This is a genomic window from Leucobacter manosquensis, from assembly GCF_018304845.1.
Taxonomy (GTDB): domain Bacteria; phylum Actinomycetota; class Actinomycetes; order Actinomycetales; family Microbacteriaceae; genus Leucobacter; species Leucobacter alluvii.
Window position 1 is genome coordinate 2313854 of the sequence record NZ_JAFEVO010000001.1, and the last position, 12518, is coordinate 2326371.

Annotated in this window: 11 protein-coding genes; 8 read left to right on the top strand and 3 right to left on the bottom strand. The window is 69.1% G+C overall.

Annotated elements, in window-relative coordinates; translation table 11 throughout:
* Positions 1 to 63 precede the first annotated feature (63 nt).
* From JSQ98_RS10825 to JSQ98_RS10840, 4 genes are all read left to right on the top strand, one after another.
* Positions 64 to 1167 (top strand): histidinol-phosphate transaminase, encoded by a 1104-nt coding sequence (locus tag JSQ98_RS10825; RefSeq protein ID WP_211649669.1) that lies wholly within the window; start codon positions 64 to 66, stop codon positions 1165 to 1167.
* A 66-nt stretch (positions 1168 to 1233) separates the two neighbouring features.
* Positions 1234 to 2415, top strand: a complete 1182-nt coding sequence (locus JSQ98_RS10830; protein WP_211649670.1) for a thiamine pyrophosphate-dependent enzyme — start codon at positions 1234 to 1236, stop codon at positions 2413 to 2415.
* A complete protein-coding gene (locus tag JSQ98_RS10835; protein ID WP_211649671.1) occupies positions 2412 to 3413 on the top strand; it encodes an alpha-ketoacid dehydrogenase subunit beta in 1002 nt (333 codons plus the stop codon). The genes JSQ98_RS10830 and JSQ98_RS10835 overlap by 4 nt, the downstream gene beginning before the upstream one ends.
* A gap of 26 nt (positions 3414 to 3439) precedes the next feature.
* On the top strand, positions 3440 to 4873 hold the full coding sequence (locus JSQ98_RS10840; protein ID WP_211649672.1) for a dihydrolipoamide acetyltransferase family protein: 1434 nt from the start codon (positions 3440 to 3442) through the stop codon (positions 4871 to 4873).
* A 94-nt stretch (positions 4874 to 4967) separates the two neighbouring features.
* Here JSQ98_RS10840 and JSQ98_RS10845 read toward each other — a convergent pair whose 3' ends face one another.
* Both JSQ98_RS10845 and JSQ98_RS10850 read right to left on the bottom strand, forming a co-directional pair.
* Positions 4968 to 5612 (bottom strand): MIP/aquaporin family protein, encoded by a 645-nt coding sequence (locus JSQ98_RS10845; protein ID WP_211649673.1) that lies wholly within the window; start codon positions 5610 to 5612, stop codon positions 4968 to 4970.
* A gap of 104 nt (positions 5613 to 5716) precedes the next feature.
* Positions 5717 to 6733: a cation diffusion facilitator family transporter gene (locus JSQ98_RS10850; protein WP_211649674.1), complete on the bottom strand. Its 1017-nt coding sequence runs from the start codon at positions 6731 to 6733 to the stop codon at positions 5717 to 5719.
* Positions 6734 to 6855: 122 nt separating this feature from the next.
* Between JSQ98_RS10850 and JSQ98_RS10855 the strand changes: the two genes are divergently transcribed.
* Complete coding sequence (locus tag JSQ98_RS10855) at positions 6856 to 8082, top strand: glycosyltransferase (protein WP_211649675.1); 1227 nt, start codon at positions 6856 to 6858, stop codon at positions 8080 to 8082.
* A 47-nt stretch (positions 8083 to 8129) separates the two neighbouring features.
* On the opposite strand, the gene JSQ98_RS10860 is transcribed toward JSQ98_RS10855, so the two are convergent.
* Positions 8130 to 8888, bottom strand: a complete 759-nt coding sequence (locus tag JSQ98_RS10860) for a GntR family transcriptional regulator (RefSeq protein WP_090145836.1) — start codon at positions 8886 to 8888, stop codon at positions 8130 to 8132.
* A gap of 189 nt (positions 8889 to 9077) precedes the next feature.
* Between JSQ98_RS10860 and iolC the strand changes: the two genes are divergently transcribed.
* The 3 genes from iolC to JSQ98_RS10875 are packed head-to-tail and all read left to right on the top strand — an operon-like array spanning position 9078 to position 12509.
* A complete protein-coding gene (gene iolC, locus JSQ98_RS10865; protein ID WP_090145838.1) occupies positions 9078 to 10034 on the top strand; it encodes a 5-dehydro-2-deoxygluconokinase in 957 nt (318 codons plus the stop codon).
* A 2-nt stretch (positions 10035 to 10036) separates the two neighbouring features.
* A complete protein-coding gene (locus JSQ98_RS10870; RefSeq protein WP_346728780.1) occupies positions 10037 to 11005 on the top strand; it encodes a class I fructose-bisphosphate aldolase in 969 nt (322 codons plus the stop codon).
* Positions 10995 to 12509, top strand: a complete 1515-nt coding sequence (locus JSQ98_RS10875; protein ID WP_211649677.1) for a CoA-acylating methylmalonate-semialdehyde dehydrogenase — start codon at positions 10995 to 10997, stop codon at positions 12507 to 12509. Before JSQ98_RS10870 ends, JSQ98_RS10875 begins: the two co-directional genes overlap by 11 nt.
* Positions 12510 to 12518: the final 9 nt, after the last annotated feature.

A 12518-nucleotide genomic window follows, 5' to 3' on the forward strand; every position in this document is an offset into this window, starting at 1 on the left:
GATCGAGCACCGCCGGGGGCGCTCAACGAGTACATGCTGGCCTGGTCACTAGACTCACTTGTCATGAGTGACAACGTCGTGCCCCCCGTCCGTTTCCGTGCGGACGTGCTCGCCGTCCCGGCGTACCGCCAGGGCGCAACGCCCACGAAGCCGGGCTACAAGCTCTCGAGCAACGAGAACCCGTTCGAGCCGCTCCCCGGTGTGCTCGATGCGATCGCGCAGCGCTCCGACATCAACCGGTACGCCGCCGTGGCGATGCCAGAGCTCCGAGAGACGATCGGCGCGGAGTTCGGCGTCGACGGAACGCACGTGCACCTGGCTGCGGGCTCTGTCGCGATCCTCTTCCAGCTCGTGCACGCCGCCGCCGCCGCGGGCGACGAGTACCTGCACGCGTGGCCGAGCTTCGAGGCGTACCCGTCGCTCGGCCTCGCCTCGGGCGCCGTTGCGAGCCGTGTGCCGCTGACCCCCACCGCCGAGCACGACCTCGACGCGATGGCCGACGCGATCACCGAGCGCACCCGAGTCGTGCTGCTGTGCTCGCCGAACAACCCGACCGGGCCCGCGATCCGCCGCGCCGACTTCGACCGGTTCATGACGCGAGTGCCGGCCGACACCCTCGTCGTGCTCGACGAGGCGTACCGCGAATTCGTCACCGACCCCGAGGCGGTGCGCGGCGAGGAGGTGCTGCGGCAGCACCCGAACCTCGTCGTCCTGCGCACCTTCTCGAAGGCCTACGGCCTCGCCGGCCTCCGGATCGGGTACGGCGTGGGCGATCCCGCGATCTTCGCTGCGGCGGCCAGCGTGGCGATTCCGCTCTCGGTCACCGGAATCGCGGAAAGCGCTGCGCGAGCCTCGCTCACCCCCGCGGCACGAGCCGCGCACGCCGAGCGCGTGGCGGCACTCGCCGAGCGACGCGATGCGCTCGCCGCTGCGCTGCGCGAGCTGGGCCTCGCGATTCCGCAGGCGCAGGCGAACTTCGTCTGGATTCCCGAGACGGGTCAGGTGCCCGGGGGAGTCGCCGATGCGCTCGCGCTCGCCGCAGACTTCTCAGAGGCCGGGACGCTCGTGCGCCCGTTCGCGGGAGTCGGCGTGCGAGTCTCGGTCGGAGAACCGGAGAGCGTTCCGGTCGTCATCGACATCGTGCGGCAGCATCTCGCGCAGCGGTAGGCGCCCCGGCATGACATCGACGGTATATCCCGCCCGGTGCAGCAGCACTCATTACACTGAATCGAGATGAGCGAACAGATCACAGAGCGCCTGCTGCGCAGCGACGATCCCGAGCCGATCCGCTTCTTGGACGCGGAGGGCGGGTACGCGCCGTCCGGCACCGCAGCCGAGTACGCCGCCGAGCTCGAGGGCATCGGCGTGGACGACTTCAAGCAGTGGTACCGGGACATGGTGTCCACCCGTGCCTTCGACACTGAGTGCACGCACCTGCAACGGCAGGGCCAGCTCGCACTCTGGGTGCCGAGCGTCGGCCAGGAGGGCTGCCAGGTCGGCCTCGTGCGCGCCACCGAGCCCCAGGATCACGTGTTCCCCGCCTACCGCGAGCACCTCGTCGCGCAGGTGCGCGGCGTCGACCTACTCTCCATCGCCGCGCAGTTCCGCGGGGTGACGCACGGCGGATGGGACATCACGGATCCGGCCAACGGCAACGTGCACCTCTACACCCTGGTGCTCGGCTCGCAGACGCAGCACGCGACCGGGCACGCCCTCGCGCAGGTGCTCGACGCGAAGCGCCGCTCGGGCAGCACGACGCTCGACGCGGGCGAGGCGGGCACCCCAACGGGCGAGGCGACCATGGTCTTCTACGGCGACGGCACCTCCAGCCAGGGCGATCCCAACGAGGCGATGATCTTCGCGGCGAGCTACCAGACGCCGGAGGTGTTCGTCGTGCAGAACAACGGCTGGGCGATCTCGGTACCGGTGGCGCGTCAGTCGCGCACGCCGCTCTACCGTCGCGCACTCGGCTTCGGTCTGCGCGCGGTGCAGATCGACGGGAACGATCCGCTCGCAGCCTACGCGGTGGGTCGGCGCTTCATGCGCCTCGCGCGCGAGGGCGCGGGACCCGGGTACATTGAAGCGCTCACGTACCGCATCGGCGCGCACACGACCGCCGACGACCCCACGCGCTACCGCCCCGAGGGCGAGCTCGAGTCGTGGCAGTTGCGCGACCCGATCGCACGCCTCGAGGCGTACCTGCGGGGGCTCGGAGTGGATGACGCGTTCTTCGCCGAGGTCGCCGAGACCGCGGACCAGCAGGCGAAGGCCGTTCGCGACCAGATTCTGACCCTGCCCGCGCCGCACCCGGAGTCGATGTTCGCCCACGTGTACGCCGAGCCGCATCCGCGCATCGACGAGCAGCGCGCGTGGTTCGCCGAATACGAATCGTCGTTCGAGGGGGGCGCCGAATGACCGAGGTGCAGACGCTGACGGAGCGCACCACCCTGCCGATCGCGAAGGCGATCAACGAGGGGCTGCGCGCCGCGATGGTCGAGAACGACCGTGTGCTGCTGATGGGCGAAGACATCGGCCCGCTCGGGGGCGTGTTCCGCGTCACCGACAGACTGCAGGCCGACTTCGGCTCAGCGCGCGTGCTCGATACGCCGCTCGCCGAAGCGGGCATCGTCGGCAGCGCGATCGGTCTGGCACTGCGCGGGTACCGCCCCGTGGTCGAGATCCAGTTCGACGGATTCATCTTCCCCGCGTTCAACCAGATCACCACGCAGCTCGCGAAGATCCGCGCCCGGCACGACGGCACCGTCAACATGCCCATCGTGATCCGTGTGCCATACGGCGGGCACATCAACTCGATCGAGCATCACGAGGAGAGCCCGGAGGCGTACTTCGCGCACACCGCCGGCCTGCGCGTCGTGGCCCCGTCGACCGCGAACGACGCCTACTGGATGATTCAGCAGGCGATCGCCTCCGATGACCCGGTGCTCTTCTTCGAGCCGAAGGCCAAGTACTGGCACAAGGGCGAGGTCGATCCCGGTGCGCCCGCCTCCGGTCTGCACCAGAGTCGCGTGGCCCGCACCGGCACCGACTGCACGGTCGTCGGGTTCGGCGCGATGGTGAGGACGTTGCTGCAGGCCGCGGAGATCGCCCAGTCGGAGGGCACGAGTCTCGAGGTGATCGATCTGCGCACCGTTTCGCCCATCGACTACGAGCCCGTGCTCGCCTCCGTGCGCAAGACGGGTCGCCTCGTCGTGGCGCAGGAGGCCTCGGGCAACGCGAGCGTTGGCAGCGAAATCGCGGCGACGGTCGCCGAGCGCGCCTTCTACTCGCTGCAGGCGCCAGTGCTGCGCGTCTCGGGCTACGACGTCCCGTTCCCCGCGGCGGCGATCGAACCGCTCTTCCTCCCCGATGCGGACCGGGTGCTCGAAGCCGTCGACCGCACGATGCACTACTGACCCCCGAACTGACAGCAGGAGATTCCATGAGCGAGATGACGTTCCCACTCCCCGACGTCGGCGAGGGGCTCACCGAGGCCGAGATCGTCACGTGGCACGTCGCGGCCGGCGATACGGTCGCGCTGAACCAGGTGATCTGCGAGATCGAGACCGCGAAGTCGCTCGTCGAGCTGCCGTCCCCGTTCACGGGGGTCGTGTCTGAGGTGCTCGTCGAGGTCGGCGTCACGGTGCCGGTCGGGCAGCCGATCCTGCGCGTGACCGTCGATGCTGCGGACGCCGACGGCGCGCCGGCCGCCGGTGGGCAGCACTACGTCGCCGCGGATCCCCAGGCCACTGCCGCCCCCGTCGATACCGAGGAGACGCGCGACGTGGTCGCCGACACCGCGGCGAGTGTGGCGCACGAGAACGGCGAGGCCGGAGCGGTACTCGTCGGCTACGGCACCGGCGGCGCAGTGAAGTCGCGCCGTCGTCGCGGGGGAGAACCGCTGGTGCGGAGCGCAGCTGTGAGCGAGGGATCGGCGGACGCCGCCGCCGCGCAGGCGGGTGCGACGCGCACGCCCCAGCAGGGCTCGCACGCCGTGATCCCCGTCGCCGACTCGTCGCCGGTGATCGCGAAACCGCCGATCCGCAAACTCGCGAAAGACCTGGGCGTCGATATGACGCAGATCATCGGTTCGGGGATCGCCGGGGAGGTGCTGCGCGACGATGTGGTTCGTCAGGCGTCGCAGGCCAGTCTCTTCCGCAATCTGTCGACCCCGGAGGTCGCGGAAGCGCGCGAGGAGCGCATCCCGCTCAAGGGCATTCGCAAGATGACCGCGCAGGCGATGGTGACGAGCGCGTTCGAGGCGCCGCACGTGAGCGTGTTCACCGACGTCGACGCCACTCGCACGATGGAGTTCGTGAAGCGGCTCAAGAGCTCGACCGATTTCGCTGGCGTCAAGGTGTCGCCGCTGCTGATCTTCGCGAAGGCGATGCTCTGGGCTGTGCGCCGGAGCCCAGAGGTGAACGCCACCTTCACCGACACCGAGATCATTCGTCACAACTTCGTGAACCTCGGGATCGCCGCGGCCACGCCGCGCGGGCTCGTCGTGCCGAACATCAAGGACGCGCAAGACCTCAGCCTGCTCGACCTCGCGCGTGCGATCGAGCAGCTGACCATCACCGCTCGCGACGGGCGGACGCAGCCGAGCGACATGGCACGAGGCACCATCACCATCACCAACATCGGCGTCTTCGGCATGGACTTCGGCACGCCGATCCTCAACCCCGGTGAGTGCGGCATCATGGCGATGGGCACGATCCGTCAGAAGCCGTGGGTGGTCGACGGAGAGGTGCGCCCCCGCATGGTGACCACCGTCGGCGGATCGTTCGATCACCGCATCGTCGACGGCGATGTGATCTCACGATTCGTTGCCGACGTCGCCTCGGTGCTCGAGGAGCCCGCACTGCTGCTCGACTGAGTGGATGAGCTCTGCGGCGCTGGTCAGGTGCGCGGCGCCGAATCTCTCACCGATGCGGGAACTCAGCGATGCGAGCCCGCGGAGCGGGCCCCGCTCAGGCCTCGACCTCGGCGAGGTCGTGGCGGTTGAAGGCGCGGAAGGCGAATGCGGCGAGTGCGCCGCCGACGAGCGGGGCGACGAAGTAGAGCCACAGATTCGACCATGCGAAGTCGCCGTGCACGGCCAGGCCGAGAGCGACCGCCGGATTGAACCCGCCGCCCGAGACCGGGCCGACTGCGAACGCTCCGACGACGACGACGGAACCGATGGCGAGGCCGTAGAACGAGTTGCCCTCGGTGTCCTTCGACGTCGCGACGTTGAGCACGACGTAGACGAGGATGAAGGTGAAGAGCGCCTCGACCAGGAAGGCCGGCCCGACCTCGATCTCCTTCGCCGCTGCGGCTGCCGGGAAGATGAGTCCGGCGAGCAGCGCGCCGAGCACGCCGCCGACGAGCTGAGCGATGACGTAGGCCACGAAGTCGCCTGCGCTCAGCGCACCGCGGATGAGCGCGCCGAGCGAGACCGCCGGGTTCAGGTGGGCGCCCGAGAGGTGGCCGGTGGCGTAGATCAGCACCATCAGAGTGAACCCGATGGCGAGGGGCGCGAAGTCGCCCGCGTTGTTGATCGCGGCGACGATCGAGAAGACGAACAGCAGTGTTGCGAGGGCCTCGGCCCCAGCGTTGCGAACGGTACCGGTCATCTTCGACTCACTTTCTCAGGCATTCTGTGCAGATACACAGCTCACGCTCATTATGCCGAACGGGAGGCGCCCCGTCACGGGTGGAGTACGTCCTGAGGCCGACCCTAGGCGTGCACGCGCTCGCCCGCGGTCTTGTGGCTGCGCGGCTCCAACTGGAGCGTGACGTGCTCGGTGTCGAAATGCTCGTGCAGACAGGCGCGCACCTCGTCGAGGATCGCGTGGTACCCGCGTTCGCTCCACGCGGCGTCGGCTACGGTCACGTGGGCTGAGAAGGCGGGCACGCCTGAGGTGATGGTCCAGGCGTGCACGTCGTGCACCTCTTCGACGCCGGGCACCGCTTCCATGTGGGCGCGGGCGGCGTCGACGTCGACGTTCTTCGGCGACGCCTCGAGCAGCACATCGACGACGTCGCGCAGCAGGCTGATCGCCCGGGGGAAGATGAGGAGGGCGATGAGGATCGAGGCGATCTGATCGACCGCGTTCCAGCCGGTGAACAGGATGATGGTGCCGGCCACGATGACGGCGACGGAGCCGAGCAGGTCGCCGAGCACTTCGAGGTACGCCCCGCGCACATTGAGGCTTTCGCGCTGCCCCGATTGCAGAATGAGCAGGGAGATCAGGTTGGCGATGGCTCCGATGACGGCGGCGACCAGCATCGGAACGGAGTGCACCTCGACCTCGGTGCCGAAGCGAGCGATGGCTTGGACGAGGATGACGATCGCGATGACTCCGAGCACGATGCCGTTGATGAGCGCGGCGAGGATCTCGATCCGCAGATACCCGAAGGTGCGTTTCGACGTCGCCGCGACGCCCGCGATGAGGCTCGCGATGAGCGCGATCGCGACTCCGGTGGCGTCGGTGAGCATGTGGCCGGCGTCGGCGAGGAGGGAGAGCGAGTTCGAGACGAAGGCGCCGATGAGCTGCACGACGAAGACCGTCAGCGTGATCACGAGCACCAGCACCAGCTTGCGCCGGTGCTTCGCCGTGCCGGAGGTCGCGCCCTGCAGGCCGTGATCGTGCGCGTGCGATCCGCGCGCGCCGGCGTGTTCTCCTGGACGTGCGGGGTGCCCGGCGCTGAACTCGGGCTCGCAGGCGTCGCTGCTCTCGTGCGGCTCGGTCATCAGGTCTCCTTCACGATCGGATACTTCGAGCATACCCACCTGGGGTATCTTTCGTCGAGGGGCGGCCGATGACGACGGGGTCGTGCGACGGAAGGCACCGATCCTGCCACTACGCTCGAAGCATGACTCCCGCAGCACTTTCGATCGGCTTCGTCATGCTGCACACCTCGCCGCTCGATGTGCCGGGCACGAAGGACGCCGGCGGAATGAACGTCGTCGTGCGCGCGCAGGCGGAGGCGCTCGCCCGTGCCGGCCACCGCGTGCGCATCTTCACGAGGCGCAGCGACACCGAAACTCCGGCGCGCGTCGAGCTCATGCCGAACCTGACCGTGCTGCTGCTCGACGCCGGTGCGCCTCGCCTGCTGGCGAAGGGCGAGCACGAGCAGGTGATGGAAGACTTCAGCCGCCTGCTGCACACCGAACTCACCGCTGACCCGGTCGAGGTGCTGCATGCGGAGCACTGGTTCTCGGGCATCGCCGCACTGCCGGTCGCCCGTGACTGCGGCATTCCGCTGCTCCAGAGCTATCATTCGATCGCCGCGCCGCCCGAGTCGCCGTTCGGTGATGGGGAGCGCCCGGAGTCGCCCGGACGCCTGGCCGGCGAAGCGAGGCTGGCCGCTGAGGCCGACCTCATCATCGCGGTGAGCGAGGCTGAACGGGCCACGGTGCTCGCGAGGCTCGAAGGCGATCCGGATCGCGTGCGCGTGGTGCCGCTCGGCGTCGACACCGACCTGTTCCGACCGTGCGACACCGCGGAGTGCGAGGAGCAGCGCGACTGGTTGCGCGGAGGGGGGAGGCCCGAGGTGATCCTCGTCGGCCGCCTGCACCCCCTCAAGGGATTCGATCTCGCGATCGAGGCGATCGCGCAGCTCCCTCACGCCGAGCGTCCGACGCTCCGCATCGTCGGCGCGCCCCCTCCCGACGGTGATGACTACGCTCGCGCGCTGCACGAGTCGGTCGTCGCGCACGGCATGCTCAGTACGACGGCGTTCGAGGGGGCGCTTCGACGGCGCGAACTGGCTGAGCGCATTCGGTCGGCCAGTCTCATGCTCGTGCCGTCGCACACCGAGACATTCGGCCTCGTCGCGCTCGAGGCGGCAGCATCGGGCGTGCCCGTGATCGCCCGTGACGCCGGCGGGTTGCGCGAAGCCGTCGTCGCCGGGACGACGGGCGTCCTGATCGCCGGCGACGACCCCGAGGTCTGGGCGTCGACCATCCGCGAGATGCTCGCCGACGGCCCCGGGTTGAAGCGCATGGGGGATGCGGCACGCGCGCACGCGCTGCAGCGCAGCTGGCAGGCGTCGGCCGACCGTCTCGTCGAGGTGTACCGCGAGGTGATCGCTCGGTAGGAGCGAGCCGAGCGGGGTCTGGCGCCGGGCTCCGGACCGTCTGCGCGCTACCGGGAGACGAGTGTGGTCTCGAACGAGTACAGATCCGGCCGGTAGCAGTGGTGCCCGGCCTCGATGACACTGCCGCCCTGGTCGAAGGCGACGCGATCCATCGTGAGCACGGGGCTGCCCTTCGCGACGTCGAGCAGTTCGTGCTCGTCGCTGTGGGTGCGCCGCGCTCCGATCGTCTGGTTCGCGATCTTGATGGCGATGCCGCGCGCTCGCAGCATCTCGTAGAGCCCGTGCGTCTCGAGGTCTGCGAACGTGATGTCGGCGTACTCGGGCGGCAGGAGGTTCTCGAGGATCGCCATCGGGGTGCCGTCGGCGCTGCGCAGCCGGCGGATGCGCGTGATCTCGGTGCCGACGTCGACGCGGAGTCGCACCGCCGCTTCCTCGTCCGCGGGGATCTTCTCGAGTGAGAGCACCCGCGTGCTCGGGTGGTGGCCCGCGCGGGTGAGATCCTCCTGCAGGCTCGTGAGCTCGACCGGTCGGCTCACCCTGGCCTGCACGACCTGGGTGCCGATGCCCCGGCGCCGTACGAGCAGGCCCTTGTCGACGAGCTCCTGGATCGCGCGTCGCACGGTCGGGCGTGAGAGGCCGAGATGCTGCCCGATCGCGATCTCGTTCTCGAGGCGAGCGCCGGCTGGGATGATGCCGTCGCGGATCGCGCGCTCGAGCCGGCTCGAGATCTGGAAGTACAGGGGGATGGGGCCGCTGCGGTCGAGATCGGTGAAGAGCTCGCTCGGCCAGACGGGTTCAATGCTCATGTGCGGTGCTCCTCGGCGCTGGGGTGGCACGCGGATCGAATGCGGTGGGCCGCGAGCGACCCCTTTGTGATGACAACATTACCCCCGAGCGGAGTGTGCACGTGGCGCCCCGCCGCTTCGTGCTATTGTTAGGACAAATGCAGCGGTGCACGGGGCCCGTCTGCGTCACTACGAGAAGGCGAGTAGCGAATGTCGGAACTGCGGCGTCGGGATGACGTTCTGGCACTGGGTCGGCTCGGAGTCGATATCTACCCATTGCAAGACGGGATCGGCCTCGAAGATGTCACCAGCTTCGGCAAGTACCTCGGCGGGAGCGCGGCGAATGTCGCAGTGGCCGCAGCGAAGTACGGCCGGGCGAGTGCCCTGATCTCACGCGTCGGCGACGACCCCTTCGGCACGTACCTGCTGCGCGAACTCGAACGACTCGGGGTCGACAATCGCGAGGTCCGCGTCGACCCCGAGTACCCCACGCCGGTCACCTTCTGCGAGATCTTCCCGCCGGACGACTTCCCGCTCTACTTCTATCGCAAGCCGAAGGCGCCCGATCTGCAGATCGCGGTCGAGGATCTCGACCTCGAGGCCGTCCGCGAGGCGCGCATCCTGTGGTTCACGCTCACCGGACTGAGCGAGGAGCCGAGCCGGTCGACGCACCACGCCGCCCTCGAAGCACGAGACGGCGCCGCGCACACGATCTTCGACCTCGACTACCGCCCCATGTTCTGGGGCGACGCGGCCGAAGCCACGGAGCAGGTCGCGGCGGCGATCGGCCGCGCGACGATCGCGGTCGGAAACCGCGAGGAGTGCGAGGTCGCGGTGGGGGAGACCGAGCCGGACCGAGCCGCAGACGCGCTGCTCGATCGCGGTCTGCAACTCGCGATCGTGAAGCAGGGCCCCAAGGGCGTACTCGCGAAGACCCGGGAGGAGCGCGTGGAGGTGCCCCCGCACTTCGTCGACGTGATCAACGGCCTCGGCTCGGGCGACGCCTTCGGCGGAGCGCTCTGCCACGGGCTGCTCGAGGGCTGGGACCTCGAGCGTATCTTCCGCTTCGCCAACGTCGCAGGAGCGATCGTGGCCACGCGCCGCGAGTGCTCGACCGCGATGCCCGACGCCGCAGAGGTCGAAACTCTGCTCGCGAAGGGGGCCTGATCGTGGCACTCGACTTCGACCGTCTGCGCCAGCTGCGCGCCGCAGACCCGTCCGGCATCACTCGCGCGCTCGCCGAACGGCGCCGGCGCGACGTCATCGCCGGTGATGGCAGGCTCTTCATCGTGGCCGCGGATCACCCGGCCCGCGGAGCGATCGCCGTTGGCGGTCACGCCACCGCCATGGCCAATCGTTACGATCTGCTCGAGCGGATGGCGCTGGCGCTCTCGCGCCCCGGCGTCGACGGCGTGCTCGGGACCCCCGACATCATCGACGATCTGGCAGCCCTCGGCCTGCTCGACGACAAGATCGTCGTCGGGTCGATGAATCGGGGCGGGCTGCGCGGCGCCTCGTTCGAGCTCGACGACCGGTATACGGCCTACGACATCGACGCGATGGTCAGGCACGGCCTCGATTTCGCGAAGACTCTCATCCGCGTCGACCTGAACGACGCCGGCACCGCGTCGACGCTCCAGGCGACCGCTCGCGCAGTCGACGCTGCCGCGGCCGCGGGGCTGCCGATCATGCTCGAGCCGTTCATGAGCAGCCGCGTCGGCGGAAAGGTGATCAACGATCTCTCGGCGGACGCGGTGATCCTCTCGACGGCCGTCGCCTCCGGGCTCGGCAATTCGAGCGCCTACACGTGGATGAAGCTGCCGGTGGTCCCCGAGATGGAGCGCGTCATGGAGGCCACCACGATGCCGACGCTGCTGCTCGGCGGCGACAACGGCGGCGATCCCGACGAGACGTTCGCCTCGTGGGAGAGCGCCCTCGCCCTGCCCGGCGTGCGCGGCCTCACGGTCGGCCGCACGCTGCTCTACCCGCACGACGGCGACGTCGCCGCCGCGGTCGACACGGCCGCGCGGCTGGTGCACCGCGATCTCCCCGAAACTCCTCGCGAGGCGCAGCCGATACGCGGTCTCGCATCGATCTCGCACACGAACGACACGAAGGACACCCGCAATGAGCACTGATTCCCTCCCCGTGATCCCGCACTGGATCGACGGCGCACGTCGCGCCTCGACGAGCGGCCGCACCGCCCCCGTCTTCAACCCGGCGACCGGCGAGGTGCAGGCGCACGTCGCCCTCGCCGACGAGGCGGAGATCGCCGCGGCGATCGCCTCGGCCACCCGCGGCTTCGAAGCCTGGAGCGCATTCTCCATGGCGAAGCGCCAGACCGTCATCTTCAAGTTCCGCGAGCTGCTGAACGCCCGCAAGGGCGAGCTCGCCGAGATCATCACGCGCGAGCACGGCAAAGTCGTCTCGGACGCCATGGGCGAGATCCTGCGCGGCCAGGAGGTCGTGGAACTCGCCACAGGATTCCCGCACCTCATCAAGGGCGCGTTCTCCGAGAACGCCTCGACCGGCATCGACGTCTATTCGATCAAGCAGCCGATCGGCGTGGCGGGCATCATCGCGCCCTTCAACTTCCCGGCCATGGTGCCGATGTGGTTCTTCCCCGTCGCGATCGCCGCGGGCAACGCCGTCATCGTGAAGCCCTCCGAGAAGGATCCCTCTGCGGCCCTGTGGCTCGCCGAGCTCTGGCAGGAGGCCGGCCTGCCCGACGGCGTCTTCACCGTGCTCAACGGCGACAAGCTCGCCGTCGACGGCCTGCTCACCGACCCGGGCGTGCACTCGATCTCCTTCGTGGGATCGACGCCGATCGCGCAGTACATCTACGAGACCGCCTCGAAGCACGGCAAGCGCGTACAGGCTCTGGGCGGAGCGAAGAACCACATGCTGGTGCTGCCCGATGCCGACCTCGACCTCGTCGCCGACCAGGCGATCAACGCCGGATACGGCGCCGCAGGCGAGCGCTGCATGGCGATCTCGGTCGTGCTCGCGGTCGAGCCCGTCGCCGACGCGCTCATCGAGAAGATCACCGAGCGCATCGCGAACCTCTCGATCGGCAACGGCGCATCGACGCCCGAACCCGACATGGGGCCGCTCATCACCGATGCGCATCGCGACAAGGTGACCGGCTACATCGACATCGCCGAGCAGGACGGGGCGACCATCGTCGTCGACGGCCGGGGCTTCTCGGTCGACGGGCACGAGAACGGGTTCTTCGTGGGGCCGACGCTCATCGATCACCTGCCGACGACGTCGCGCGCCTACACCGAGGAGATCTTCGGGCCCGTGCTCGAGATCGTGCGCGTCAAGACGTTCGAAGAGGGCGTCGAGCTCATCAACTCGGGCGCGTTCGGCAACGGCACTGCGATCTTCACGAACGACGGCGGTGCGGCCCGCCGCTTCCAGCACGAGATCCAGGTCGGCATGATCGGCATCAACGTCCCGATCCCCGTGCCGGTCGCATACCACTCCTTCGGCGGGTGGAAGGCGTCGCTCTTCGGCGACTCGAAGGCGTACGGCGTGCAGGGCTTCGAGTTCTTCACCCGTGAGAAGGCCATCACCAGTCGCTGGCTCGATCCCGCGACGCACGGCGGCATCAACCTCGGGTTCCCCCAGAACGACTGATCGAACGCA

Bases quoted from the DNA above. Each gene is read 5' to 3' on its own strand.
- JSQ98_RS10825 (WP_211649669.1), top strand. From the start codon at position 64: ATGAGTGACAACGTCGTGCCCCCCGTCCGTTTCCGTGCGGACGTGCTC.
- JSQ98_RS10830 (WP_211649670.1), top strand. From the start codon at position 1,234: ATGAGCGAACAGATCACAGAGCGCCTGCTGCGCAGCGACGATCCCGAG.
- JSQ98_RS10835 (WP_211649671.1), top strand. From the start codon at position 2,412: ATGACCGAGGTGCAGACGCTGACGGAGCGCACCACCCTGCCGATCGCG.
- JSQ98_RS10840 (WP_211649672.1), top strand. From the start codon at position 3,440: ATGAGCGAGATGACGTTCCCACTCCCCGACGTCGGCGAGGGGCTCACC.
- JSQ98_RS10845 (WP_211649673.1), bottom strand. From the start codon at position 5,612: ATGACCGGTACCGTTCGCAACGCTGGGGCCGAGGCCCTCGCAACACTG.
- JSQ98_RS10850 (WP_211649674.1), bottom strand. From the start codon at position 6,733: ATGACCGAGCCGCACGAGAGCAGCGACGCCTGCGAGCCCGAGTTCAGC.
- JSQ98_RS10855 (WP_211649675.1), top strand. From the start codon at position 6,856: ATGACTCCCGCAGCACTTTCGATCGGCTTCGTCATGCTGCACACCTCG.
- JSQ98_RS10860 (WP_090145836.1), bottom strand. From the start codon at position 8,888: ATGAGCATTGAACCCGTCTGGCCGAGCGAGCTCTTCACCGATCTCGAC.
- iolC (WP_090145838.1), top strand. From the start codon at position 9,078: ATGTCGGAACTGCGGCGTCGGGATGACGTTCTGGCACTGGGTCGGCTC.
- JSQ98_RS10875 (WP_211649677.1), top strand. From the start codon at position 10,995: ATGAGCACTGATTCCCTCCCCGTGATCCCGCACTGGATCGACGGCGCA.